Genomic DNA, 24,790 nt, shown 5'->3' on the forward strand with positions numbered 1-24,790 from the left:
GCGTGTCACGCTGTCGGCGGCGCGCGACGGTGGGAGGCCGGGATGTGCGGAGACTGCACGCAGCACGAGTTCGACGTGCCCGAGAACGTGCCCGGAAGCTGGCTGGAGGACGTGCCCGAGACGGTGCGGCGGGCGCTCGCCGAGTACCGCGAGCTGCTCGCGGCGCACGGCCCCACGTGGGGTGAGGACCCGATCCACTACGTCCGGCAGCTCGAGGTCGCGCCCTTCGTCCCGGACGAGCGGGAGTTCTTCGTCGCCTGGTTCCTCAAGGCGGTGGAACGTGCCGAGGGGCCGGCCGGCCCGCAGATCGAAGCCGCGCTGAACGCCGTCGACATGCACGAGATGCTCCGCGACGTCCTCGACGGCGACCTGCCCGACAACCTCGCCGCGCTCCGGCTCGCTCCCGGCGGGGTGCGCGTGGAGGCCCGTCCGCGCCCGGTCTTCGCCCGGCGGCAGCGGCATTCGACCACGCTGCTGCTCGACTCGTCGCGGGACGAGATCGTCCGCGTCGAGATCGACGGCGCCGTCCACGACCTGAAGCCGCACGGCGCGCGGCTGGTGCCGATCGCCAGTGACAGCCGCATCGTCGTGGACGACGCGGACGTCCCGCTCGGCGGCCTCACCCGCGAGGTCCCGGCCGCGCGGCTGCGCGTCCGGGCGGGCCTGCCCTGCCGCTGGACGGTCGTCGGCGACGACGGCCACGGCTGGTACCCGCCGGACGCGCCCGACCGGCACGATGCGCACGGCCGCCCCTACTTCCACGGCGACGACCTCCTGCTGGACGTCCCGGCCGAGCCCCTCACCGTCCGCGTCACGCGCGGCGCGGAGTACGAGATCGTCGAGATCCGCGTCCACCCCGCGGCCGGCGAGGAGCTGACCGTGGAGCTGACGCCGCGCCGGCGCTACGACGCCGCCGCGCGCGGCTGGTACGGCGGCGACATGCACGTCCACATGAACTGGGCCGGGAACAGCGTCGGCACGCCCGAGCAGGCCGCCGCCGTCCAGCAGGGCGAGGACCTGCACGTCCTCAACCTGGTCGCCGGGAACGTCTCGACCGTCCGCGTCTACGACCGCGAGGCCCTGGAGCACTGGGCCGGACGCGACGCCCCCTGGTCCACGCCGTCGCACATCGCCCGTTTCGGCGTCGAGTACCGCAACGACCTGCTCGGTCACCTCTACGCGTTCGGCATGGAGACGCCGCCCGAGCTGTACCACACGGGTTTCCTCGGCACCGACGACTGGCCGCCGAACGCCGAGGGCATCCGGCGGCTCGCCGCGCTCGGCGCCGTCCTCGGCTACAGCCACCCGTTCCACGTGCCGGTCGGCGAGGACGGGCCACCGAGCGAGGTGCTCTCGGACGGCCGCAACTGCTCGGCGCGCGAGATCGTCGCCGACGCGGCGCTCGGCCTCGTGCACAGCCTCGACGTCCTGAACCACTCCGACATCCACACGACCGCGCGCGTGTACCGGCGGCTGATCGGCGCGGGGAACCGGCTCGCGGTCACCGCCGGGACCGACACGCAGATCTCGTTCACCCGGCGCGGCAACCAGTCCAGCCCGCCTGGCTGGGAACGCGTCTACGCCCGCGTCGAAGGGGGGCTGACCGCCGCGTCCTTCGCGGAGGCGATCCGGCGCGGGCGGACCTTCGCGACCACCGGTCCCTGGCTCGAACTCGACGTGGACGGCCACGGCCCCGGTGACACCGTCGATCTGCCCGCGACCGGCGAGGCCGTCACCGTCACGGTCCGCAGCATCGGCGAGGAGGTCGGGACGGTCCGGCTGCTCACCGCCGATGGCGTCCTCGCCGAGGGGCCGCCGGACGAGCTGTCCGTCCGGCTCGCCGTCCCGGAGCCGACGTACGTGATCGCCGTCGCGGAGGGCCCGCCGCACGCCCGTTCGATGCACCGTGCCGGGGTCTACGCCCAGACCAGCCCGGTGTACCTGCACGTCGGCGGACGGCACGTCGCGCACGAGGACGACGTCCGCTGGTGCCTGGAGTACCTCGACGGCCTGGAGAACATGATCCGCACCCGCGCGCGTCTCAGCGACGCCCGGCAGCTCGCCGACCACGTGAACCTGCTGGAGGCGGCCCGCGCCGTGTACCGCGCCCGCCTCGGCTGAACGGCCGAGCCGAGACGGAGGCGCGGAGCCGGGGCCGTCCGGCTCCGAGAAATGGGGCGCGGGACGGAGGCACCCCGCAGTTCCTCCGTCCCGCGCGTTCGTGGGGCCCCTCAGGTGAGGTCGGGGCCGTAGACCTCCCAGAGCTCGCCGGCGAAGAACCGGCCGAAGCGCACCAGGGCCGTCGTGCCGTGCGGCCCGCCGGTGCGGAAGGTGGTCAGCTGCCGCGCGAAGTCGGTCAGCTGGATGTGCAGCACGCCCGCGCCGACGACGTCGGCGTCCGGGTCGTCCTCCGGCCGGACGTGCCCGGCGAGCAGCCGGGTGTACAGCGTGGACGTGTCGGGCCAGATCCGCGTCGGCGGACCGTGCAGGACGTTCTTCTCCCCGGTCAGGGTGAGGTCGCGGCCGCCGTCGTCGGTGAAGAACAGCCGGTACCGCATCACCCGGCGGTGCTCCTCGCCGGTCGGCGCGAACAGGTTGAACCGACCCTGGAGGACCGGCCGCCGCCCGCCGCATCCGGGGGCCTCGATCCAGCCCTCGGCGGTCGCCTCGTGCTCGCGCTCGTCGAGGAACCGGTGCACGTCGTCGGCGGTGATGGTCAGCCGGAACGCCAGCGGCTCGCGGTTCTCGTCCACCTCGCCGGCGCGCGGGTCGGGGGTGCCGAAGGTGACGTGCCCCTTCATCTGCTCGGTGAAGGACAGTGACGTACGCCCCGTCGCCGGGCGGGACCGGTCCCCGGGTCCCGCCGGCGGCCCCGGCTCGCGGGCGTACGCACTGCCGCTTCCCGCCCCGTGCTGCGGGCCGGCCGAAGAGGCAGGCCCGGCCCCCGCGCTCATGGACGCGCCGCCGACGCCGGCGGACACCGTGGCCGCGCTCGCGACGGACACGTCGAGGGTCGGCGCGCTCGCGGCCGGTGCTCCGGCCGGCGAGGCGCCCGTGGTGGAAGCGCCCGTGGTGGAAGCGCCCGTGGTGGAAGCGCCCGTCGTGGTGGTGCTCGTCGTGGAAGCGCTCACGGTGGCCGTCGTGGCGCCCGCCGTGACGGTCGCGGTGGTGGTCGCGGCGGACGCGCCCGCCGCGGAGGCGACCGCCGCGGAGTCGCCGATGCCCGGCACGGCGGTCGCCGTGCCCGTGCCGCCCTCCAGCAGGCGGGTGCTCATCCGGTCGGCGAACGCCGCGATCGTCAGCGACGGGTTCGGCCCGACCGAGCCCGGCATGACCGAGCCGTCCGCGATGTACAGGCCGGGATGCCCGTACACCTCGCCGTACGGGTCGCAGACGCCGACGCCCGGATGCGCGCCCATCGGCGCGCCGCCCAGCGGGTGGACGGTGATGATCCGCTTGCGGAACCACATCGGGTTGTCGGCGTACTCGGCGCCCAGCACGTCGGCGATGCTCTGCATCGTCTTGCGGACGCGCTCGAAGTACGCCTCGCTGGTCTTGGTCGTCCAGTCGGCGTAGAGGCGGCCGTGCCGGTCGAGGTCGAGGCGGCCGTCGGGGGTGTCGCGGCCCATGCCGAGCAGCGGCAGCGAGCTGACCGTCAGCGAGCCGCTGCCGATCAGCTCCGACAGCTCGGCGGACAGGTGCGTGTCCGGGACGTCCTTGAAGAAGTCGAGGAACCGCTCGGCCAGGAACTTCACCATCCGCTCGATCTGGCCGGGCATGTCGAGGCCCTGCACCGCCCAGTCGACGAAGCCGGGGTAGCCGCCGTCCTGGATGTAGGCGCCGCGGCCCGCGCCGGCCACGCCGTCCAGCTCGTCCGGCAGCCGGATCGCGCTGGTGATGACCGGGCCGCGCGCGGCGTTCAGCGGCCGGACGCGGTTGCGGTCCTTGGCCTTCAGCAGGAACGTCAGCAGGTCGCCGTTGCCGCTGAACCGGGTGCCGAGCGCGCCGCTCAGGCCGCCCAGCAGCGCCCGCGACCTCAGCAGCAGGTGCGTGGTCCCGTACGTCCCGGCCGACAGGATCAGCCGGTCGCAGCCGATCGTCCGGACCGCCCCGCGGCGCTCCCGCGACACCATGTCGTGGACGATGTAGTCGACCTCGTACCCGCCGCCCGGACGCGGCCGGACCGCCTTCACCTCGTGCCCGGTGCGGATGTCCGCGCCGTGGTGCCTCGCCGCCGACAGGTAGGTGTGGTCGAGGGTGTTCTTCGCGCCGTCGTTGCAGCCGATGTCGCACTCGCCGCACAGGTTGCAGGTGCGGCGCGGCACGCCGTGGATGTTCCCGTAGGACGGGTCGGCGATCGGCAGGCCCACCGCGGGCTGCCCGCCGGGCTCGGCGGAGAACCGGACGGCGAGCGGCGGCAGCGTCACGTCCAGGCCGAGCTCGGCGGCGGCGTCCTGCATGGCGTGCGCCTTGGGCGTGTTGTCGAACGGCGGCCGGTCCAGCGGGAACGGCGCCGGCGCGATCATCTCCTCGACCGCGTCGTAGTGCGGGTCGAGGTCGGCGCGGCTCACCGGCCACGACTCGTAGGTGCCGTCCGGGAGCTCCTCGTGCACGAACCAGCGCTCGTCCTTGCGGAGCAGCACGTTGGCGTAGATCAGCGAGCCGCCGCCGAGCCCGGACGACACGACCGAGTCGCAGCCGTCGAAGCGCCAGACGTCGAACATGCCGTACAGGCCCGCGCCCGGGTCCCAGAACGCCCGGCCCATCTCGGCGGGGGAGCGGGGGAAGCTGCCGGGCGGGTACGGCCGGCCGCGCTCCAGCAGCACCACCGACCGCCCGGCCTCGGCCAGCCGGTACGCGCTGACCGACCCGCCGAATCCCGAGCCGACGACGACCGCGTCGACCTGCTCCATGCGTTTGCTCCTGCTCTGTTCTCGCTGTCCGGACGCCGCGGCGCCCGCCCGGCCGGCCGGCTAGGCGGAGTGCCGCTTGAGGAAGTCGACGATGCGGGGGAACACGTCGAGATGGGAGTTCTTGCCGATGAGCGGGTCGAGGTGCCCGTAGCCGGGCAGCACCGCCAGCTCGTGGCGGCCCGGCGCGACCCGTTCGAGGATCTTGTGGAAGTGGATGTTCGAGTCGGTGAAGACCCGGTTCTTCTCCGGTGCGAGCAGCAGCAGCGGCGTGGTGACGTCGGCGGCGTTCGCGAGGTAGTCCGTCGGCAGCCCGCCGTACTTGGGATCGTCCGGCGCGTACTTCACCGAGCGCCCGGCGTTCACCATCTTGTGGACGTGCCGGTAGTAGTTCAGCCCGGACGCGCAGCAGATGTCGGCGACCCGGTCGTGCGTGACCGGCAGCAGGTTCTCGTGCTGGTACATCGCGGGCTTGCCCGCGCCCCACTGGAAGCTCTGCATGTGGCAGGCGCGCACGTCGCACTCGCCGTGGAACAGCGACACCAGCCGCGACAGCATCCATCCGCGCGTGAACGCGGGCGCCTGGCCGAACCGCGGGTCGATGAACGGCAGCCCGACGACGTACTCCAGCAGCGACGGCCCGAGCGCGAGCTTCAGCTTGGAGAAGCGCGGCACCCGCGGCGTGAGCGAGACGCTGTTGCAGGTCAGGCTGGTGATGCCGGTGACGGTCCCGGCGAACAGCGCCATCGTGAACGACACCGAGCCGAGGCAGTGCGCCACGACGTGCAGCCGCCGGTCCCCGATCTGGCGCCGGATGACCTCCAGCGCGGCCGGGAAGTCGTAGAGCGCGATGTCGTCGAGCGTGTACCGGTGCGTCTCGGTGTCGTAGGGGAACCGGCCGCTCATCCGGAAGTCCAGCGCCCACACGTCGGTGAACCCGGCGTCCAGCAGGTGGGAGGCCAGGTTCTGGTGCTCCGGCATGATGAACACGTCGCTGGCCGAGGTGAGGCCGTGGACCAGCAGCACGACGTCGTCGCACTCGGCGCGCTCGAACCGGGTGAGCTCCAGCCCGAGGCCGTCCTCGGTCGCGAACGGGTACACCGTGACGCCGGCGTCCCTGACGCCTTCCAGCGTCCGTCTCGGAATCGTCGTCTGTGTCATCCTCGCCTCCGTGTTCGCCCCGCAAGAATGATGCGGCCGGCCCCTCACCGGCGGCATCGTGGGAAACCCTGACTTGTTCCGGACGGTCCGTCCCGCCGTCACTGACACGACGTGCGGGTAAGGTCCGCGGCGTCCTCGTCCGTAGTGGATTCGTCTTCCGTGAGACGACGGCGGCGGCCGTCCGGTTGCGACATTCCGCAGGGCGAATGTCCGATCTCCGGCGTCCCGGCGTCCCGGCGTCCGGCGTCCGGCGTTTCGCGTTCGGGTCAGTCCTGGCCGGGCTCGCCCCGGTTCAGGGCGCTGACGACGCCCACCCGCGAGGTGACGCCGAGCTTGGCGAAGATGTGCGACAGGTGCGTCTCGACCGTCCGGACGCTCACGAAGAGCCGCTCGGCGATCTGCGAGTTCGTGAAGCCCTCGGCGACCAGCGACGCCACCTCGTATTCGCGCTTGGACAGCCCGCCCGGCCCCGAGCCCCGGCCGCCCGGCGCGGGCACCCGGACGCCGACCCGGCGCTGCTCGCGGGCCGCCTGCCCGTGCAGGGTGCGCGCCCCGCACGCCTGGAACGTGTCGGCGGCGATCCGCAGGTGGTCGCGGGCGGCCTTGCGGTCCCCGGCCTCGGCGTACGCCGTCCCGGCGCGCAGCCGGGCCCGGCCCGCGTCGATCCGCTCGCCGGCCGCCTCCAGCGCCTCGGCGGCGGTGATCGCGGCGCGCGCGGCCTCGGCCGGGTCGCTGCCCAGCAGCGCGTGCGCGCGGGCGAGGTCGGCGAGCGCGTTGTTGGAGTCGACGCCCTCCAGCCGCATGTGCCGGGCCCGCTCGGCCCACTGGAGCGCGAGGTCCGGGTGGCCGCGGCCCGCCTCGACCTGCGCGAGCGTCTCCGCGCAGGACAGCAGCGTGCGCTGGTCCAGCGTCGGCGACTCGAAGCCGTTGGTCGCCTTCATCACCGACTGGACGCCCTCGTCCTGGCGGCCGAGGCCGAACAGCGCCATCGCCCGCGCGTAGTGGGCCATCGAGCCCCACCACTCGCCGACGCCCGCGCCGACCGCGACGGCCTCGTCGGCGTGCCGCAGCGCGGTCTCCTCGCTCCCGGACCAGGTCGCGACCAGGCTCTGCTGGGTGAGCGCGAACACCATCTGCTGCCCGGACGCCACCAGCCGCGCCTCCTCCACCGAGTCCTCGGCGGCGGACGCGGCCTGCGCCAGGTTCCCGAGCGTCCCGTAGGAGCGGGCGAGCCCGGCGAGCAGGTTGGTGACCACGTAGAGCTGGCCGGTGTCGCGGGCGACGTCGAGCGCCCGCTCGAAGTGCCGGGCGGCGGTCCGGTACCGGCCGAGCATCGTCTCCGCCCAGCACAGCCAGGCGATCGCGTCCATCCAGTCGGCCAGGTGCTCGTTCGGCGCGGTGTGCAGCAGCCGGTCGGCGGCCTCGGCGTAGCGCAGCGCGTCGGCGACCCGTCCGCCCGCGAACGCGGGCATCGGACGCAGTGCCGCGACCGCGACCTTCAGGCTCGGCTCCCAGTCGTCGGAGTCGTCGGGCATCAGGTCCAGGACGGCCTGCGCGGCGCGGAACTCCAGGCGCATCGTCCGCTCGGCGACCAGCCGCATCCGCAGCGGGATCGCGGCGGGCGAGCGCGGGTCGGGCATGTTCCGCAGCTCGTCCAGCAGCAGCGACCGGGCCTCGTGCGGGCGGTCGAGCTGGCGTTCCATCAGCGCGGCGAGCCGGGCGGCCTTCGCGCGCCGCTCGTAGGCGTCGGCGGGCAGCAGGCGCAGCAGCGTCCGGGCGGTCTCGCGGCCGTCGCTGAGCGCGCCGCCGACCGACTGCACCTGCGCCAGCTCCATCAGCAGGTCGAGGCGGGACGGGAGCCCGACCTCGGCCGGGGCGTTCTCGGGCATCAGGCGCAGCGCGGCCTTCAGCCAGTGCGCGGCCGTCACCGGGGCCTGCGTCGCGTACGCGCGCCCGGCCTCCACGAGCGTGGCGATCGCGGCGCGGTCGCCGACGCGTCCGGACCGCTCGACGTGCCGGGCCCGGACGGCGGCGGGCGCGCCGATGTCGGCCTGGTAGGCGGCGATGCGGGCGTGCGCGGCGAGCCGCCAGCCCGCCGCGGCCGACCCGTAGACCGCGTGCCGCACCAGCGGGTGCCGGAACCGGAACCGCTCCGCGCTCGGCCGGACGATGTCGCGCGCGACCAGCTCGTCCAGCGCGGACAGCGCGACCGGCTCGGTCACCTCGGCGGCGACGGCGGCGAGCGCGGGCGCGAACTCGTCGGCGGCGACCGCCGCGCCCTGCGCGACGCGCAGCGCGTCGGCGGACAGGCCGGTCAGCTCCATCTGCAGCGCGGCCCGGACGGCCGGCGGCAGGTCGCCGACCTGCGGACCCTCGGCGAGCGGCTCGCCGCTGCGGGCGAGCGCCTCCAGGTAGAACGGGTTGCCGCCGCTCGCCTCGAACAGCTCGCGGCAGCGGGTGGCCGTCACGTTCGGGCCGAGCAGCTGCGCGACCTCGTCCTCCGACAGTGGCCGGACCCGGACACGGTGCCCGCACCCGCCCTGCACCGACGCCTCGACGAGCGCGGCCAGGCGCGCCGACGCCTGCGCCGGACGGAACGCCACGGCGATCATCACGCGCGCCCGGGGCGGATGCCGGACGAGGTAGTCGAGCAGCTCGATCGTCGCCTCGTCGGCCCAGTGCACGTCGTCGAGGATCAGGACGAGGCCGTCCTCGGCGGCGAGCTGCTCCAGCAGCCGCCGCACCGCGCGGTAGAGCTGGTAGCGGGCGACGGGGGTGTTCCCGATCAGCGTCGGCATCGTGCCCTGCACGACGGCGGCGAGCGCGGGGAACACCGGGACCAGCAGTTTCACGGTCGCCGGGCCGAGGTCGGGGAGGTGCTCCTCCAGGTGGTCGTCGAGGGCGTCGACGACCGCGCCGAACGGCATCTCCTGCTCGAACTCGGCGGCGCGCCCGGAGGACACGGCGAGCTTGCGGGAGGCGGCGCCGGAGGTCAGCTCACCGAGCAGCCGGGTCTTGCCCGCGCCGGGCTCGCCGGCGAGCGCGACGAACCGGAACGCGCCGGCCGCCGCGTGGTCGAGGCTCTCCTCGAGGAGATGGAGGACGTCCGCCCGTCCGACCAGGGGGACCTGGCCGGTCGGCTCGGCATCCCGCTCGTCCGGACCCCGCCCCGCCGCCGGGCGGCCGGGACCGTGCCCGGCCGGGCGCGGGCGCTCCGCGCGCTGCTGGTCCGTACGACCATCCATGTCCACACCCCACCAGAGACAGGCGGTCGATACGCCGTGTTGGTACTCTTGTCGCGAATGCGTCGATCGCGGGGGCCACTCTACCGAGTGGACGGTCGGTGAGAGTGATCTGATCCCCCCCGATCGCCACAGTGCTATCAACCGTCCTCAGCGCACGGGTGTCAACAGTCTGAAGTGGACCGTGCCTTAGTCGTCATCTTCCTGTGGACGTGTCGCACGGCGTTCACGCGGCGGACGCCCCGGCCCTCGGATAGGCGATGACCAGGCCCGATCGGCTCGGCGCGAGCGTGACGTTCTTGAGCCGCCGCTTCTCGGCCTCCGGATGCGCCGCCGTCAGCGTCACCCGCCGTAGCACTTCCGCGAGCACGACGCGCATCTCCAGGAGTGCGAGCTGCGCGCCCGCGCAGTAGCGGCGTCCGCCGCCGAACGGCAGCCACGCCCGGTTCGCCCGCGCGACGTCCTCGGACGGCGACTCGCTCGCGAGGAACCGCTCCGGACGGAACCGGTCCGGCGACGGGAACGCCTCCGGATCGCTCAGCACGAGCGGGATCGACGCCGACAGGTACCAGCCCGCCGGGATCTCGTAGCCGCCGATCTTCGTCGCCTCGTCCAGCAGCCGGGGCGCGCCGAGCACGACCGGACGCGCGCGCAGCCCCTCCTTGACGACGGCGTCCAGGTAGGACGTCTCGCCGCGCGCCGCGGTCGTCCCGGCGGCGAGCTCGGCGACCAGCGCGTCCATCGCGCGCGGCGTCCGGACGAGCCGCTCGACCGTCCACGTCAGCGCGGTCGCGGTCGTCTCGTGCCCGGCGACCAGCAGCGTCATCAGCTCGTCCCGGACCTCCCGGTCGGTGAGCGGCGCGCCGTCCTCGTCCCGCGCGGCGACAAGCTGGGACAGCACGTCGGCCGCGGCCTCGCCGGACTCGGCGCGGCGGCGGGCGATCTCGTCGAACAGGAGCGCGTCCACCTCGTCCCGGACGCGGACGTACCGCGTGGTCGGCAGCGCGCCCGCGCGGAGCAGCAGCGGCGAGTTCAGCGCGCGTTCGCGGGCGTGCGGCGGGATCCGCACCAGCGCGGCCGAACCGGCGAGCCGCATCAGCCGGGGGAGCAGGGTGCGCAGCGCGCCGAGCCGCCGCGCGTCCTCGATGCCGAACACCACGCGCATGATGACCTCGAGGGTGACGCGTTCCATCGCGGGCCGGACGGGCATGGCCGCGCCGACCGGCCAGCGCGCCGCCTCGGCCGCGGCGATGTCGGCGATCCGGTCCTTCCAGGCGGCGACCGCGCGGCCGTGCAGCGGCGGGCTGACCAGGCGGCGGTGCCGCCACCAGGGCTCGCCGTCCAGGCAGAGCAGCGACTCCTCGCCGACGAGCGGCCCGATGAACGCGCGCCGCATCTCGCCGGCGCGGCCCGGCCCGCCGTCGGTGGCGAAGACCTCCTCGGCCAGCTCGGCGGTGGCGACGCAGACCTCCGGCGGGAGCCCCGGATAGCGGACGGTGAAGATCGGCCCGAACCGGCGGCGGCCCGCCTCGTAGAAGCCCAGCGGATCGGCCATCAGCCAGGCGACCTGGGCCGCGGGAGGCAGGCGGAAGCCGGGGGGCGCGTTCCTGGGCGGCCTGCCCGCGGACCTGTCGGCGGGTCTGCTGGCGGGCATGCTGGCGGGCATGGCGGGGCTCCTGTACGGGGTGGTGGTGCTTCGATCGTGCCCGCCGCCCCTGGCATGTCACATCGTGGTAAACCCCGACATCTTTCACGGCCCCGCTTTCGGGGCATGGTGCGGGAGTCGGGTAGAACGACGGGAGATGTCCACGTAAAGAACTGGGGGGATCGTGACCGTACCCAACGTGCGGCTCAACAACGGCGTCGAGATGCCGCAGCTCGGCTACGGGGTCTGGCAGGTCGCCGACGACGAGGCCGCGAAGGCCGTCGGCGTCGCGCTGGAGACCGGCTACCGCAGCATCGACACGGCGCAGGCGTACGAGAACGAGACGGGCACCGGGCGCGCGCTGCGCGAGTCCGGGATCGCCCGCGACGAGCTGTTCGTCACCACCAAGCTGTGGAACGCCGACCAGGGCTACGACTCCACCCTGCGCGCCTTCGACGCCAGCATGGCGCGGCTGGGGCTCGACGTGCTGGACCTGTACCTGATCCACTGGCCGATGCCCGCGCGCGGCACCTACCTGGACACCTGGCGGGCGTTCGAGAAGCTCTACAACGACGGCCGGATCCGCGCGATCGGCGTCTCCAACTTCACCGTCGGCACGCTGGAGCGGCTGTTCGCCGAGACCGAGGTCAAGCCGGTCGTGAACCAGGTGGAGCTGCACCCGTACCTCCAGCAGGGCGAGCTGCGCGCCTTCCACGCCCGGCACGACATCCGCACCGAGGCGTGGAGCCCGCTCGGCCAGGGCAAGGGCCTGCTGGACGACCCGGTGCTGGCCCGGATCGGCGCGGCGCACGGCAAGACCGCCGCGCAGGTCGTGCTCCGCTGGCACCTCCAGCTCGGCAACATCGTCATCCCGAAGTCGGTCACGCCGTCCCGGATCGCCGAGAACTTCGACGTGTTCGACTTCGAGCTGACCGCCGAGGACATGGACGCGATCGCCGGGATGAACGCGGACCAGCGCATCGGCCCGGACCCGGCGACCTTCGAGTGGATGGGCTGAGAACCCGATTCGTGTGCCGCCCCGCCCGGCTCCGTCCGGGACGGGGCGTTCCGCGTCCCCGCCCGCCGCTGCCTCGGCGTTCCCGCCCGCCGTTGGCTCCGCGTTCCCGCCCGCCGTTGGTTCCGCGTTCCCGTCCGCCGTTGGCTCGGCGTTCCCGCGCGCGTTCATCGGGCGGGCGGCCAAGGTTGGCCGGGCCGTCACCGGCCGGTCCCCGGCCGGGGCACCGTCCGGCCGGTACGTTCCGGACGACCCTCACATCCCTCGAAGGGAGTCCGCCCCGATGATCCGTCGAGCCCGAGCTTTCGCCGCGGTGGCCGTGCTGGCCCCGGCGACCGCCATCGCGGTCGCCGTCCTGCCGTCCGCGTCGCCGGCGCCCGCCCCGTCCGCGCAGGCCGAGCCCGCCCTCACCGCCGTCCGCGGCCCGCTGATCATCGGGCACCGGGGCGCGCCCGGCTACCGTCCCGAGCACACCGAGGGCTCCTACGAGCTCGCCGTGCGGATGGGCGCGGACTTCATCGAGCCCGACCTCGTCCCCACCAAGGACGGCCAGCTCGTCGTGCGGCACGAGAACGAGATCGGCGGCACGACCGACGTCGCCGCGCACCCCGAGTTCGCGAGCCGGAAGACCACCAAGACGGTGGACGGCACGAAGATCACCGGCTGGTTCACCGAGGACTTCACCCTCGCCGAGCTGAAGACGCTGCACGCCGCCGAGCGGCTGCCCGCGATCCGGCAGCACAACACCCTCTACAACGGCCGCTACCGGGTGCTGACCCTCCAGGAGGTCATCGACCTGGCCAAGCGGTTCACCCGCGAGTACCACCGGAAGATCGGGATCGTTCCGGAGACCAAGCACCCGACCTACTTCCGCTCGATCGGGCTGCCGCTGGAGGACAGGCTCGTCGCCACGCTCAAGCGCAACGGCTTCGACCGGGGCGGCCGGACGGTCGTCCAGTCGTTCGAGCCGTCCAGCCTCCGGCTGCTGCACAAGGCGCTGCCGCACGTGACCGTCCTGCAGTGCGTCTCGAACTCCGGCTCGCCCTACGACACGACGGCGACCGGGCACGGCCCGACCTTCGCGGACATGACCACGCCCGCCGGGCTGAAGACCGTCCGCGCCTACGCCGACTGGATCGGACCGGAGAAGACCCTGGTCATCCCGCCGAAGCCGGACGGCTCGCTCGGCACGCCCGCGCCGCTCGTCGCCGACGCGCACCGCGCCGGGCTCAAGGTCGTCCCGTACACCTTCCGCAACGAGAACCAGTTCCTGCCGACCGACCTGCGCAACGGCACCGCGCCGGGGGACTACGGGCAGGTGTTCAAGGAGTACGGCGCGTACTTCAAGGCCGGCATCGACGGCATGTTCAGCGACAACTCCGACACCGCCTTCCGCGCCCGGCAGGACTTCCTGGGCGAGCGCTCCTAACCGGCCCCGGGGTCCCGCCACATGAGCCACACCGGCGGGGCCCCGTCGCCGGGCAGCCGGAGCTCCCGCGTCACCCGGAACCCGAACCGCTCGTAGTACGGGACGTTGCTCTCCTTGGACGACTCCAGGTAGGCGGGCGTCCCGGCCTCGTCGCACCGGTCGAGCCGCGAGCGCAGCAGGACCGACCCGAGGCCGTTGCCCTGCGCCTGCGGGTCGGTCCCGAGGTACGCCAGGTACCAGTGCGGCTCTTTCGGGTGGTGGCGCTCGATGCGTCCGAGCGCGCGCAGCGCGGCCGGCAGGCGCGTGCCGAACGCGCGGACGAACGGGACGAGCTGCCTCGCCTGCGTCGCCAGCGGCAGCCGCCACGCGCCGGGCGGATCCCACAGCGCGGCGGACTCGATGTCGTCGAACCGTCCGGAGTGCTCGCTCGCCCCGTGCCGAAGATGGACCTCGCGGAGCAGGATCGCGAAGGCCGCCGCGAGCCGCCGGGGCCGGGACGCCTCGTCCGGCAGGATCCAGCTCCACACCGGGTCGTCCTCGAACGCCCGCGCGAGGACGGCCGCGATCCGATCGACGTCGGACGCCGTCGCCACCCTCGCCGAGGGCGACGCTTCCGGACCCGCCATGGCGAACCTCCCGAATGGATCCGCCGATCATCGACCGGCCCGCGCGGTCCGGTCAACCCCCGATAGATAACACTATGTGGTGGATCGGTAACCTGGAGTGCATGGAGGAATGGACGGGCCCGGACGGCCTGCGCGTGACGGCCGTCCCGCTGGACGGCTCGCACCGGGTGTGGGCCGACTTCGCGGGCGTCCCGGCCGACGCCGACTCGGCCTTCCTGGTGACCCGCGAAGGACGGCCGGTCGGCCGGGGCTGGTACGCGACCGTCGCGGACCTGTCCGAATGCGTCGATCTCGCCTCGCTCACGCCCGCGTGAGCGACGGGGCGGCCCACTCGCGCGTGAGCGCCCGGGCCGTCCGCGCCGCCGCGCCCACCACTTCCGGGATCCCCGAGGTCAGGAACGGCCGCCCGCCGTGCAGGTCGCCCACCACGTGCACGCGCGGATCGGACGGCACGATCCCGCCGTCCGGGTGGCGTGCCGCGAGGCCTTCGCGCAGCAGCCCATCGACCAGTTCGACGGCGGCGTGCGGGACGGAGCCGGGCGGCGGGTTCACCGCGTTCACGACGATGTCCGCGCGCCGGGTCCCGCCGTCCCAGCCGACCTCGAAACCGCTCGCCGCGCCCACGATCGACCGGACGCCGCTCAGGGAGTCGAGCTGCCCAGATTCGAACAGCTCCAGCATGCGGACGCCGTTGACCGGGACCATCGGAGACGCCAGCGAGACCGCGAGCCGCGAATGCCGTCGCAGCGTCTCCCGGTCCGCCTCCGGCAGCAGCGGCCAGGCGAGCGGCATGACGGTGTGGCACGCCTGCTGGAGCAGCCGCCGGGCCTGCGCGGGCGTGTTCACCAGCTCGACCTGGCGGCGCAGCCGGACGGCCGGATCCTCGGTCGCGGCCCCGCGCAGGTCGGCCTCGATCTCGGCGATGTCCTCGCCGAGCGCGTCCAGCTCGGCGCACAGCAGATCGTAAATCTTCGCGAGCGTGACGTCGGGGCCCATCGCCCTGACGGCGTCGGTGGTGAGGAACTGCGGCCGATATCCGTCCGGGCCGTTCGGCCGCTGCCAGACGTGGGGGAGCATGCCGCCGCGGGACGCCAGCGAGATCGGCCCGCCGTGCCCGCGCGCGGCGAGCGACACGGCCACGTCCACGGCGGTCAGCCGGCTCCCGATGATCAGTACGGAGGCGTCGCGGGGAACGTCCTCCAGCGTCCGGGCCAGCGGGTACGGATCGCCGATGTAGCCGGGGGCGCCGTCCAGCCCGTAGGGGTCGGCGGGGGTTCCGGACCCGACGCACAGCACGATCCGGTCGGCCCGGTGCTCGTGCCCGTCCGCCGTGCGGATCAGCAGGTCGCGCGACGCGCCGACGACCCGCTCGGGCACCAGCCGAACGTTCCCGCCCGCCAGCGCCTTCTCGGCCGTCTCCTCCAGGTACTCGCCGTAACGGCCGCGCGGGACCAGCGGCGCGCCCAGGAGCGGGTCGAAGAAGCCCGCGCCGCGCTCGCCCAGCCAGTCCGCGTAATGCCCGCCGTCGTCGTGCCGCAGCGACATCAGCGCGGGCGGCACGTTTACCAGGACGCTGTCCATGTCGGGCGCGTACGGACGGCCCCGCCACGGGTACGGCGCCGGGTCGAACACCGTCACCTCGTGCTCGGCGCCGACGCCGACGCCGACGCCGGCGTCGGCGCCGGCCCGCGCCAGCGCGTCGAGCAGCCCGACGGCCGCCGGCCCGGCTCCGATGATCGCGATTCGCATGGTCGTTCCTCTCAGCCTCGCTCGGATCGGCTCCGAGTCTCGCGGTCGCCGCGCCGGAACGGCACGCCCCGTTCGCGGTGTTCCGTCCGCCCGGCACCCCCTCGTTCGGGGGATGGCGGCCGGGCGCCGGGCCGGGCAGAGTGATCACCATGCCGTCCGATCCGGGCGCCGCCGTCCTCGCGGCGGCCGAACGCGCCGCCGATCCGCTCGACCTGTTCGGGCGCGCCTCGTCCCGGCTGCGCCCGCTGCTGGGCTTCGACGCCGCCGTCTGGACGGCCAGCGACCCCGAGACCGGCCTCGTCACCGCCCCGATGCTCGTGGAGGGCCTCGGCGGGGGCGACCGCTGCGCCGCCTACTGGGAGAGCGAGCTGCTGGAGGAGAACGTCCTGCCGTTCCGCGATCTCGCGCGCTCGGACGTCCCGGCGGCCGGGCTGCGGGCCGCGACCGGCGGCGCGCCCGCGCGCAGCTCGCGCTTCCGCCGGGTGCTCGGCGACCAGGGGGTCCACGACGAGCTGCGCGCGGTGCTCCGGATCGGCGACCGTCCGTGGGGCCTGGTCAGCCTGTTCCGGACGGGTCGTGGCGCCGCGGCGTTCGACCCGTCCGACGTGGACCTGCTCGCGGCGCTCTCCACGCCGCTGGCGAAGCGGCTTCGCCGGTTCGCCCGTCCGTCCGGCTCGTCCGGCGCGACGGAGGGCGTCGGGCCGGGGCTGGTGCTGTTCGACGAGCGCGGCGAGGCGACGTCGGCCAACGCGGAGGCGCGCGCCTACCTGGAGGCGCTGCCGGACGGGCCGCTCGTGCCGTCCCGCCTCGGCCTGCGGCTGCCGATCTGGGCGGTCGGCGCGGCGCTCCAGGCTCGGGCCGTCGCGCGGGGCCGCGACCACGGCGGCGCGCGCACGCGCGTGCGCACCGAGGACGGCCGCTGGCTGGTGTGCCACGCGTCCTGCCTGGACGGCCCGGACGGCGCGCCCGGCCCGGTCGCGCTGGTGATCGAGCCAGCGTCCGCCGCCGACCTCGGCGTCCTGGTCGCCGAGGCGTACGGGCTGACCCCGCGCGAGCTGGAGATCGCTCAGCTCGTCGCGCGCGGGCTGCCGACCGGGCCGATCGCCGCCGCGCTGACGATCTCGCCGCACACCGTCCGCGGCCATCTGAAGGCGGTGTTCGCGAAGGTCGGCGTGTCCAGCCGCGGCGAGCTCGTCGCGCGGCTGTTCGCGGAGCGGTACTGGCCGGCCACCGGCCGCTGACGGGCCGCAGGTAGATCTCTGGGGTTGGCGGGAAGAAGGGAGATGGTGTAATCGTTTACACCAGCAGATGTAAACGATTACATCGAGGGCTTCCGGAAGGGGGTGCGGGCATGGCCCCGGGCAAGGCGAGCGTCAAGGACGTGGCGCGGCTGGCGGGCGTGTCGGTGGCCACGGTCTCGCGGGTGCTGAACGACAGCGCGACCGTCTCGGCGGAGAGCCGCGCCCGCGTGCTGGCGGCGGTCGAGCGGCTCGGCTACCGGCGCAACGCCGTGGCGCGGTCGCTGCGCACCGACGCGACCGGCACGATCGGGCTGGTCATCGGCGACATCCTCAACCCGTTCTTCACCGAGCTGGCGCGCGCCGTCGAGGACGAGGCGCGCACCGCCGGGTACGCGGTCGTGATCGGCAACGCCGACGAGCGGCCGGACCGCCAGGACGACTACGTGCGGACCCTGCTGGAACGCCGCGTGGACGGCCTCCTGCTGTGCCCGACCGCCGAGGTGACGCCGCTGGTGCGCGACACCGTCGAGTCAGGGACGCCGGTGGTGTTCCTGGACCGCACGCTGCCCGGCCTCGACGTCCCGACCGTCCGGGCGGACGGCGCGGACGCCATCGACGAGCTCGTGGCGCACCTGGTGGCGCTCGGACGCCGCCGCCTGGCGTTCGTGTCCGGGCCGGCGATCCTTTCCACCGGCCGCGAGCGTACCGACGCGTTCGCCTGCGCCCTCGCGCGGCGGGGGCTGGAGGTGCGGCCCGAGTACCTGGAGGCCGGTGACTTCCAGGCGGCCAGCGGGCGCGCGGCGCTCGCCCGCCTGCTCGACCTCCCCGAGCCCCCCGACGCCGTGGTCGCCGGGGACAACCTGATGGCCCTCGGCGCGCTGGACGAGATCCACGCGCGCGGGCTGTCCATCCCGGCGGACGTCGCGCTCGCCTCCTACGACGACGTCCCCTGGTTCCTCCACCTCGACCCGCCGCTGACCGCGATCGCCCAGCCCGTCCAGGAGCTCGGCCGGCGCGCCGTGCGCGCGCTCGCCGACCGGGTGGCCGGGCGGGAGGTCGAGGCGGTGACGCTGCGGGCGCGGCTGATCGTCCGCGGGTCGTGCGGCGAGCCGCGCGCGGAGGGGCCGCCGGGCCGGAGGAGACCGGGCGCGCGGCGCCCGGACGCGGTCCACGGGGACGGAACGAACGACGAAGGGAGCGTGACCGCATGAGCACCGGGAGATCCGGAGAGATCCTGCGCGTGCGGGGCCTGCGCAAGGGCTTCCCGGGCGTGCAGGCGCTGGACGGGGTCGACTTCGACCTGCGTCCGGGCGAGGTCCACGTGCTGCTCGGCGAGAACGGGGCCGGGAAGAGCACGCTGATCAAGACGCTGTCCGGCGCGCACCGCCCGGACGAGGGCACGATCGAGGTGGACGGCGAGGCCGTGCAGATCCGCTCGGCGCAGGACGCCGCGGACCTCGGCATCGCGACCATCTACCAGGAGTTCAACCTCGTCCCCGAGCTGACCGTCGCCGAGAACCTGTTCCTCGGCCGCCAGCCGCGCCGGTTCGGGCTGGTCGACAAGCGCGCGATGAACGCGCGGGCGCGCGAGCTGCTCGCCCGCGTCGGCGTGGACGTCGAGCCGACCGCCCGGATGGGCGACCTCGGCATCGCCCGCGCGCAGATGGTCGAGATCGCCAAGGCGCTCGGCCTGGACGCGCGCATCCTGATCATGGACGAGCCGACCGCCGTGCTCACCACGGGCGAGGTGGACCGGCTGTTCGAGATCGTGTCCGGCCTGCGCGGGCAGGGCGTCGCGGTCGTGTTCATCACCCACCACCTGGAGGAGATCCCGCGCGTCGGGGACCGGGTGACGGTGCTGCGCGACGGCCGCTCGGTCGGCGAGGTCCCGGCGGACACGCCCGAGCGGGAGCTGGTCCGGCTGATGGTCGGCCGCTCGATCGAGCAGCAGTACCCGCGCGAGCGGACCGAGCCCGGCCCCGTCCTGCTGCAGGTGAAGGGCCTCGGCCGCGAGGGCGTCTTCGAGGACGTGTCGTTCGAGGTCCGGGCGGGCGAGGTCGTCGGCCTCGCCGGGCTCGTCGGCGCGGGCCGCACCGAGGTCGCGCGGGCGGTGTTCGGCGCGGACCGCTACGACACCGGCGAGGTGATCGTGGACGGGCGGCGGCTGCCGCCCGGGTCGGTGCACGCGGCGCGGGAGGCCGGGCTCGGCCTGGTCCCCGAGGACCGCAAGGGCCAGGGCCTGGTGCTCGGCGCGGACGTCGGCGAGAACCTCGGCCTGGTCACGCTCGGCGCGGACAGCCGCGGCGGTCTCGTGGATCGCTCCAAGCACCGCGCGGAAGCCGCGGGAATGGCCGACCGGCTCGGCGTGCGGATGAGCGGCCTCGGCCAGGAGGTCCGCACCCTGTCGGGCGGCAACCAGCAGAAGGTCGTGATCGGCAAGTGGCTGCTCGCCGACGCCCGGGTGCTCGTCCTGGACGAGCCGACCCGCGGCGTGGACGTCGGCGCCAAGGTCGAGATCTACCAGCTGGTCAACCGGCTCACCGCGGCCGGCCGGGCCGTCCTGATGATCTCCAGCGACCTGCCCGAGGTGCTGGGGATGAGCGACCGGGTGCTGGTGATGGCGCGCGGCCGGATCGCGGGCGAGCTGCCCGCGGCCGACGCCACCCAGGACGCGGTGATGGCGCTCGCCGTGGCGGGCGCCCCCGAGAACTCCGAGAAGGACCTGCGATCATGAGCACCACCACGCCGCGCGAGGCGCGGCAGAGCAACGGCACGCTGAGCACCGTCCGGCGGTTCCTCGGGGAGAACGGGGCGCTGGCCGGGCTGATCGTGCTGGTCGTCGTCCTGGCGCTGATGTCGGGCGACTTCCTGACCGTCACCAACCTGCTGAACGTGGGCGTGCAGGCGGCCGTGACCGCCATCCTCGCGTTCGGCGTCACCTTCGTCATCGTCACCGGCGGCATCGACCTGTCGGTCGGCGCGGTCGCCGCGCTCTCGGCGGTCGTCCTCGCCTGGACGGCCACCGACCACGGCGTCCCGTGGCCCGTGGCGCTGGTGCTGGCGATCCTCGTCGGCATCGCCGCCGGGCTCGTGAACGGCCTGCTGATCACCTACGGGCAGCTGCCGCCGTTCATCGCGACGCTCGCCATGCTCGGCGTGGCGCGCGGCCTGGCGCTGGTGATCTCCAACGGCAGCCCGATCCCGCTGCCGTCCGCCGTCACCCACCTCGGCGACACGATCGGCAAGTACCTGCCGGTGCCCGTGCTCGTCATGCTGGCGATGGGCGTGGTCACCGCCGTCGTCCTCGCCCGCACCTACTCGGGCCGCGCGATGTACGCGATCGGCGGCAACGAGGAGGCCGCGCGGCTGTCCGGCATCCGGGTGGACCGGCAGAAGCTGGTCACCTACGCGCTGTCCGGCGCGTTCGCGGCCGTCGCGGGCGTCGTGCTCGCCTCCCGGCTGGCCTCGGCGCAGCCGCAGGCCGCCAACGGCTACGAGCTGGACGCCATCGCCGCCGTCGTCATCGGCGGCGCGAGCCTCGCGGGCGGCAAGGGCCGCGCGTTCGGCACCCTCGTCGGCGCGCTGATCCTCGCCGTCCTGCGGAACGGGCTGAACCTGCTCTCGGTGTCGGCGTTCTGGCAGCAGGTCGTGATCGGCGTCGTGATCGCCCTGGCCGTCCTGCTGGACACCGTCCGGCGCAAGGGCCTGAACCTGTCGTCCCGCAAGGCGTGGGCGGGCGGGATCGTCGCCCTCGCGGCGGTCGTCGCGATCGCGGTCGGCGTCGCGTCCACCGGCGACAAGTCCGGTTCGGGCGTCGCGGGCGGCGCGAACAAGGACATCAAGGTCGGCCTCTCGGTCTCCACGCTGAACAACCCCTTCTTCGTGCAGTTCAAGGAGGGCGCGCAGGAGGAGGCGAAGAAGGAAGGCGTCAGCCTGACCGTCCAGGACGCGCAGAACGACGCGTCGCAGCAGGTCAACCAGGTGCAGAACTACAGCAGCCAGGGCATGAAGGCGATCGTGATCAACCCGGTCGACTCCGACGCCGCCGCGCCCGCCGTCCAGGCCGCCAACCGGGCCGACATCCCCGTGGTCGCCGCCGACCGCACCGTGAACAAGGCGAAGCTGGCCCAGTTCGTGGCGTCCGACAACATCGCGGGCGGCAAGGACGCGGCGAAGGCGCTCGCCGACTCGCTCGGCGGCAAGGGCAAGATCGTGATCATCCAGGGCCAGCCGGGCACCTCCGCCTCCCGCGAGCGCGGGCAGGGCTTCGAGGAGGGCATCAGGCAGTTCCCCGGCATCCAGGTCGTCGCGAAGCAGCCCGCCGACTTCGACCGGACCAAGGGCCTGGACGTCATGACCAACCTGCTCCAGTCGCACCCCGACGTGAACGGCGTGTTCGCCGAGAACGACGAGATGGCGCTCGGCGCGATCAAGGCGCTCGGCTCCAAGGCCGGGTCCCAGGTCAAGGTCGTCGGCTTCGACGGCACCCCGGACGGCATCAAGGCGGTCAAGGACAGCACGCTCACCGCGACCGTCGCCCAGCAGCCCAGGCTGCTCGGCCAGATGGCCGTGCAGAGCGCGGTCAGGGCCGCCAAGGGTGAGAAGATCGACCCGACGAACGCCGTGCCGGTGAAGGTCGCGACCCGCGCCAACGCCGACCAGTTCTCGGGCTGACGGGTGCCGGGCGGGGCCGAGCGGAACGAGGGGGAGCAGATGGCGCACGAGGTGGTCGTGGTGGGGTCGGTGAACGCCGACCTGGTCGTCCGGGTCGACCGGCGGCCCGGACCGGGCGAGACGGTGCTCGGCTCCGACCTCGCCACGCTGCCCGGCGGCAAGGGCGCCAACCAGGCCGTCGCCGCCGGACGGCTCGGCGGCCGGGTCGGCATCGTCGCCCGCACCGGCGACGACGGCCACGGCGCCCTGCTGCGCGACGCGCTCGGCGCCGCCGGGGTGGACGTGTCGCGCCTGCTGGTCGCCGAGGGGCCGTCCGGGGTCGCGCTGATCACGGTCGGCCCGGACGGCGACAACAGCATCATCGTGTCGCCGGGCGCGAACGCCCGGCTCACCGAGCAGGACGTCGCCGCGGCCCGCGAGGTGATCGAGGGCGCGGCGGTGGTCTCGCTCCAGCTGGAGATCCCGCTGCCGACCGTGGTGCGCGCCGCCCGGACGGCGGCGGACGCCGGAGCGCGCGTCGTGCTCAACCTGTCGCCCGCCGCGCCCGTGCCGCCGGAACTGCTCGCGCTCTGCGACCCGCTGGTGGTCAACGAGCACGAGGCGGCGTTCCTGCTGCCGGACCACGCGGCGAGCGACGACCCGGCGGCGCTGGCGGCGGCCCTGCTGGAGCTGGGCCCGACGTCCGTCGTGATCACGCTCGGCGCGGACGGCGCGCTCGTCGCCACCCGCGACGGCGCGCGGTCCGTCCCGTCGCCGAAGGTCGAGCCGGTCGACACGACCGGGGCCGGGGACGCCTTCACCGCCGCCCTCTGCCTGCGGCTCGCGCGCGGCGACGGTCTGGAGGCGGCGGCCCGGTTCGCCGTCCGGGTCGGCGCGGCGGCCGTCCTGGGGGAGGGCGCGCAGTCGTCCTACCCGGCCGAGGGCGACGACCTGCCCTCCTGACCGCTGCCCTCTGGTGCGGCCTGGCCGAGGCGCTCCAGCGCCTCGGCCACGTCGCGGACGTCCGCGCCCAGGTCGAAGCGGCTGAGCATGACCAGGTCGTCCGCGGTCTCGATCTCCAGCAGGACGGTCTTGCTGAGCAGCCGCTTGCGCTCGTCCACCCGGACGGCGACGACCTCGCTCCAGCCGAGCCGCACCTTGCGCGCGTAGCCCCGGACGACCGTCAGCCCCTCGCGGTCGGCCTCCAGGCGGACCGGCGCGAGGAAGTCCCGCAGCGAGAACACGGCTCCGCCGACCACCGCCACCCCGATGAGGAAGGCGGCCTGCACGTCGGTGGCGTAGAAGGGCGCCGACACCGCGATCACGACCGTCGCGGCGACCTTCAGCGCGGTCTGCGCGGGCGGCACCCGCCAGCGGGCCGCGGGTTGCGTGTCCTCACTCACGTCCGCCACGGTAGCCGTAGCGGCGAACCCCTCCGCCGCGGGGACGGAGGCAAGGCGGGCATGAAGTTCCTCATTCGCGACCGCGTGTTCGGCATCGGCGAGGATTTCTGGGTCGAGGACGAGAACGGCCGGAAGGTTTTCCTCGTGGACGGCAAGGCGCTGCGGATCCGGCAGACGTTCGAGCTGAAGACCCGGGAGGGCGAGGTCGTCGCGGTCATCCGCAAGAAGCTGATGAGCGTGCACGACGCGATGGTCATCGAGCGCGGCGGAGACAAGATCGCGACCGTCCACAAGAAGCACTTCACGCTGCTGCGCGACCACCTGAAGGTGGACCACGAGGGCGGCGGCGAGTGGACCGTGCGCGGCGACCTGCTCGACAAGGAGTACGGCATCGAGGGGGACGAGGGGCAGGGGCCGGTCGCGCTGATCTCGCGCAAGTGGTTCCGCGTCCGCGACACCTACGCGGTGGACATCGTGGACGGCTACGACGTCCCGCTCGTGCTCGCCGTGGCGGTCTGCGTGGACGCCCTCACCGAGGACAAACACGACGACTGATTCGGTGTCGGGCCGCAGGTCGCTATAGCGTTCCATCATGCGACTCGGTGTGCTGGACGTGGGCTCCAACACGGTGCATCTGCTCGTGGTGGACGCCCACCGGGGGGCCAGGCCCCTGCCCGCCTTCTCCCACAAGGAGGAGATGCGGCTCGCCGCCCATCTCGACGGCGACCGGCTGACCGAGGAGGGCGAGGCGCGGCTGCGCTCGTTCGTCCTCGACGCGCTCCGCGTCGCCGAGGACAAGGGCGTGGAGGACCTGGTCGCGTTCGCGACCTCGGCGGTCCGCGAGGCCGCCAACGGCGCCGAGGTGCTCGCCCGGCTGCGCGAGTCGACCGGGGTGGACATCCAGGTGCTGCCCGGCCCGGACGAGGCGCGGCTGACCTTCCTCGCGGTGCGCCGCTGGTTCGGCTGGTCGTCCGGGCGGCTGCACGTGATGGACATCGGCGGCGGCTCGCTGGAGCTCGCGACCGGCATCGACGAGGACCCCGACGTCGCGATCTCGCTGCCGCTCGGCGTCGGCCGGCTCACCCGCGAGTGGTTCGAGAGCGACCCGCCGTCCCCCGAGCGGGTGCGCGAGCTGCGCCGCCACGTCCGCGCGGAGATCGCCCGCCGGGTGGGGGAGATCGCCCGCTACGGCCCGCCCGACCACGCGGTCGCCACGTCCAAGACGTTCCGGCAGCTCGCCCGGATCACCGGGGCCGCGCCGTCCTCGGAGGGGCCGTTCGTGCGCCGGACGCTGCGGCACGCCGACCTCACCGAGTGGGTGGACAAGCTCGCCCGGATGCCCGCCGCCGACCGGGCCGCGCTGCCCGGCGTGTCCGAGCGGCGCGCCGAGCTGCTGCCCGCCGGGGCGGTCATCGCGGACGCCGCGATGGACCTGTTCGGGCTGCGCGTCCTGGAGGTGTGCCCGTGGGCGCTGCGCGAGGGCGTCATCCTGCGCCGCCTGGACATGATCACAGGCTGACCCGCCGGCCCCTCGGGTAGCCGGGGGCCGATGCTCGCACGGAGGCTCGTCGCACGTATGCGGCGGGCCTCCGGTTCATTCCCTGGCCGCATCCGGACGGCGCTCGCCCGGCCACCTGCATCGCTGTGACCATAGAACTTTACCGTTCTTTTGAATAACGCGACATGTCTTGACCGTGGTGGACGGCCGGGTTGCAC

18 protein-coding genes are annotated in these 24,790 nt (G+C 74.1%); 11 read left to right on the plus strand and 7 right to left on the minus strand.

Annotation, left to right across the window (positions count from 1 at the left end):
* The first annotated feature begins 42 nt into the window (after positions 1–42).
* On the plus strand, positions 43–2,121 hold the full coding sequence (locus ACFPCY_RS21760; protein WP_378257904.1) for a CehA/McbA family metallohydrolase: 2,079 nt from the start codon (positions 43–45) through the stop codon (positions 2,119–2,121).
* Positions 2,122–2,231: 110 nt separating this feature from the next.
* Here the strand turns inward: ACFPCY_RS21760 and ACFPCY_RS21765 are convergent, their stop codons facing one another.
* The 4 genes from ACFPCY_RS21765 to ACFPCY_RS21780 all read right to left on the minus strand — a co-directional run bounded on the left by ACFPCY_RS21765 (position 2,232) and on the right by ACFPCY_RS21780 (position 10,979).
* Positions 2,232–4,913: a GMC oxidoreductase gene (locus ACFPCY_RS21765; RefSeq protein WP_378257906.1), complete on the minus strand. Its 2,682-nt coding sequence runs from the start codon at positions 4,911–4,913 to the stop codon at positions 2,232–2,234.
* Positions 4,914–4,973: 60 nt separating this feature from the next.
* Positions 4,974–6,071 (minus strand): alpha/beta hydrolase, encoded by a 1,098-nt coding sequence (locus ACFPCY_RS21770; protein WP_378257908.1) that lies wholly within the window; start codon positions 6,069–6,071, stop codon positions 4,974–4,976.
* A 266-nt stretch (positions 6,072–6,337) separates the two neighbouring features.
* Positions 6,338–9,316, minus strand: coding sequence for a helix-turn-helix transcriptional regulator (locus ACFPCY_RS21775; protein ID WP_378257910.1), 2,979 nt, complete (start codon positions 9,314–9,316; stop codon positions 6,338–6,340).
* Positions 9,317–9,539: 223 nt separating this feature from the next.
* Entirely contained in the window at positions 9,540–10,979 is a 1,440-nt protein-coding gene (locus tag ACFPCY_RS21780) for a cytochrome P450 (RefSeq protein WP_378257912.1), read from the minus strand.
* Between the two features lie 202 nt (positions 10,980–11,181).
* On the opposite strand from ACFPCY_RS21780, the gene ACFPCY_RS21785 reads away from it, so the two are divergent.
* Together ACFPCY_RS21785 and ACFPCY_RS21790 are read left to right on the plus strand one after the other, a co-directional pair.
* Positions 11,182–11,976 carry an aldo/keto reductase gene (locus ACFPCY_RS21785; protein WP_378258440.1) on the plus strand — a complete coding sequence of 265 codons (795 nt, stop codon included), beginning with the start codon at positions 11,182–11,184 and terminating at the stop codon, positions 11,974–11,976.
* A gap of 280 nt (positions 11,977–12,256) precedes the next feature.
* Positions 12,257–13,402, plus strand: coding sequence for a glycerophosphodiester phosphodiesterase (locus tag ACFPCY_RS21790; protein ID WP_378257914.1), 1,146 nt, complete (start codon positions 12,257–12,259; stop codon positions 13,400–13,402).
* Here ACFPCY_RS21790 and ACFPCY_RS21795 read toward each other — a convergent pair.
* Positions 13,399–14,028: a GNAT family N-acetyltransferase gene (locus ACFPCY_RS21795; RefSeq protein ID WP_378257915.1), complete on the minus strand. Its 630-nt coding sequence runs from the start codon at positions 14,026–14,028 to the stop codon at positions 13,399–13,401. The genes ACFPCY_RS21790 and ACFPCY_RS21795 overlap by 4 nt on opposite strands.
* 101 nt (positions 14,029–14,129) lie before the next feature.
* Here ACFPCY_RS21795 and ACFPCY_RS21800 point away from each other — a divergent pair, with 101 nt between their 5' ends.
* Positions 14,130–14,342: a hypothetical protein gene (locus ACFPCY_RS21800; protein WP_378257916.1), complete on the plus strand. Its 213-nt coding sequence runs from the start codon at positions 14,130–14,132 to the stop codon at positions 14,340–14,342.
* Here ACFPCY_RS21800 and ACFPCY_RS21805 read toward each other — a convergent pair.
* Entirely contained in the window at positions 14,329–15,777 is a 1,449-nt protein-coding gene (locus ACFPCY_RS21805) for an FAD/NAD(P)-binding protein (RefSeq protein ID WP_378257918.1), read from the minus strand. The two genes, ACFPCY_RS21800 and ACFPCY_RS21805, sit on opposite strands and share 14 nt — an antisense overlap.
* Before the next feature lie 149 nt (positions 15,778–15,926).
* On the opposite strand from ACFPCY_RS21805, the gene ACFPCY_RS21810 reads away from it, so the two are divergent.
* The 5 genes from ACFPCY_RS21810 (at position 15,927) to ACFPCY_RS21830 (ending at position 22,634) form a co-directional block, all read left to right on the plus strand.
* Positions 15,927–17,018, plus strand: coding sequence for a LuxR C-terminal-related transcriptional regulator (locus ACFPCY_RS21810; protein WP_378257920.1), 1,092 nt, complete (start codon positions 15,927–15,929; stop codon positions 17,016–17,018).
* Positions 17,019–17,128: 110 nt separating this feature from the next.
* Positions 17,129–18,229: a LacI family DNA-binding transcriptional regulator gene (locus tag ACFPCY_RS21815; protein ID WP_378257922.1), complete on the plus strand. Its 1,101-nt coding sequence runs from the start codon at positions 17,129–17,131 to the stop codon at positions 18,227–18,229.
* Entirely contained in the window at positions 18,226–19,752 is a 1,527-nt protein-coding gene (locus tag ACFPCY_RS21820; RefSeq protein ID WP_378257924.1) for a sugar ABC transporter ATP-binding protein, read from the plus strand. Before ACFPCY_RS21815 ends, ACFPCY_RS21820 begins: the two co-directional genes overlap by 4 nt.
* The gene (locus ACFPCY_RS21825) at positions 19,749–21,692 is read left to right on the plus strand and encodes an ABC transporter permease/substrate-binding protein (protein WP_378257926.1); all 1,944 of its coding nucleotides are present in this window, start codon (positions 19,749–19,751) and stop codon (positions 21,690–21,692) included. The genes ACFPCY_RS21820 and ACFPCY_RS21825 overlap by 4 nt, the downstream gene beginning before the upstream one ends.
* A 39-nt stretch (positions 21,693–21,731) precedes the next feature.
* Positions 21,732–22,634 carry a ribokinase gene (locus tag ACFPCY_RS21830; RefSeq protein WP_378257928.1) on the plus strand — a complete coding sequence of 301 codons (903 nt, stop codon included), beginning with the start codon at positions 21,732–21,734 and terminating at the stop codon, positions 22,632–22,634.
* On the opposite strand, the gene ACFPCY_RS21835 is transcribed toward ACFPCY_RS21830, so the two are convergent.
* Complete coding sequence (locus tag ACFPCY_RS21835; RefSeq protein ID WP_378257930.1) at positions 22,601–23,074, minus strand: PH domain-containing protein; 474 nt, start codon at positions 23,072–23,074, stop codon at positions 22,601–22,603. The two genes, ACFPCY_RS21830 and ACFPCY_RS21835, sit on opposite strands and share 34 nt — an antisense overlap.
* A 60-nt stretch (positions 23,075–23,134) precedes the next feature.
* Here ACFPCY_RS21835 and ACFPCY_RS21840 point away from each other — a divergent pair, with 60 nt between their 5' ends.
* On the plus strand, positions 23,135–23,629 hold the full coding sequence (locus ACFPCY_RS21840; protein ID WP_378257931.1) for an LURP-one-related/scramblase family protein: 495 nt from the start codon (positions 23,135–23,137) through the stop codon (positions 23,627–23,629).
* A gap of 37 nt (positions 23,630–23,666) precedes the next feature.
* The gene (locus tag ACFPCY_RS21845; protein WP_378257932.1) at positions 23,667–24,593 is read left to right on the plus strand and encodes a Ppx/GppA family phosphatase; all 927 of its coding nucleotides are present in this window, start codon (positions 23,667–23,669) and stop codon (positions 24,591–24,593) included.
* Positions 24,594–24,790 lie beyond the last annotated feature (197 nt).

The organism is Actinomadura gamaensis, from assembly GCF_042652125.1.
Classification (GTDB): Bacteria; Actinomycetota; Actinomycetes; order Streptosporangiales; family Streptosporangiaceae; genus Spirillospora; species Spirillospora gamaensis.

Coding starts and splice junctions, on each gene's coding strand:
- ACFPCY_RS21760 (WP_378257904.1), top strand. CDS start 43: ATGTGCGGAGACTGCACGCAGCACGAGTTCGACGTGCCCGAGAACGTG.
- ACFPCY_RS21765 (WP_378257906.1), bottom strand. CDS start 4,913: ATGGAGCAGGTCGACGCGGTCGTCGTCGGCTCGGGATTCGGCGGGTCG.
- ACFPCY_RS21770 (WP_378257908.1), bottom strand. CDS start 6,071: ATGACACAGACGACGATTCCGAGACGGACGCTGGAAGGCGTCAGGGAC.
- ACFPCY_RS21775 (WP_378257910.1), bottom strand. CDS start 9,316: ATGGATGGTCGTACGGACCAGCAGCGCGCGGAGCGCCCGCGCCCGGCC.
- ACFPCY_RS21780 (WP_378257912.1), bottom strand. CDS start 10,979: ATGCCCGCCAGCATGCCCGCCAGCAGACCCGCCGACAGGTCCGCGGGC.
- ACFPCY_RS21785 (WP_378258440.1), top strand. CDS start 11,182: ATGCCGCAGCTCGGCTACGGGGTCTGGCAGGTCGCCGACGACGAGGCC.
- ACFPCY_RS21790 (WP_378257914.1), top strand. CDS start 12,257: ATGATCCGTCGAGCCCGAGCTTTCGCCGCGGTGGCCGTGCTGGCCCCG.
- ACFPCY_RS21795 (WP_378257915.1), bottom strand. CDS start 14,028: ATGGCGGGTCCGGAAGCGTCGCCCTCGGCGAGGGTGGCGACGGCGTCC.
- ACFPCY_RS21800 (WP_378257916.1), top strand. CDS start 14,130: ATGGAGGAATGGACGGGCCCGGACGGCCTGCGCGTGACGGCCGTCCCG.
- ACFPCY_RS21805 (WP_378257918.1), bottom strand. CDS start 15,777: ATGCGAATCGCGATCATCGGAGCCGGGCCGGCGGCCGTCGGGCTGCTC.
- ACFPCY_RS21810 (WP_378257920.1), top strand. CDS start 15,927: ATGCCGTCCGATCCGGGCGCCGCCGTCCTCGCGGCGGCCGAACGCGCC.
- ACFPCY_RS21815 (WP_378257922.1), top strand. CDS start 17,129: ATGGCCCCGGGCAAGGCGAGCGTCAAGGACGTGGCGCGGCTGGCGGGC.
- ACFPCY_RS21820 (WP_378257924.1), top strand. CDS start 18,226: ATGAGCACCGGGAGATCCGGAGAGATCCTGCGCGTGCGGGGCCTGCGC.
- ACFPCY_RS21825 (WP_378257926.1), top strand. CDS start 19,749: ATGAGCACCACCACGCCGCGCGAGGCGCGGCAGAGCAACGGCACGCTG.
- ACFPCY_RS21830 (WP_378257928.1), top strand. CDS start 21,732: ATGGCGCACGAGGTGGTCGTGGTGGGGTCGGTGAACGCCGACCTGGTC.
- ACFPCY_RS21840 (WP_378257931.1), top strand. CDS start 23,135: ATGAAGTTCCTCATTCGCGACCGCGTGTTCGGCATCGGCGAGGATTTC.
- ACFPCY_RS21845 (WP_378257932.1), top strand. CDS start 23,667: ATGCGACTCGGTGTGCTGGACGTGGGCTCCAACACGGTGCATCTGCTC.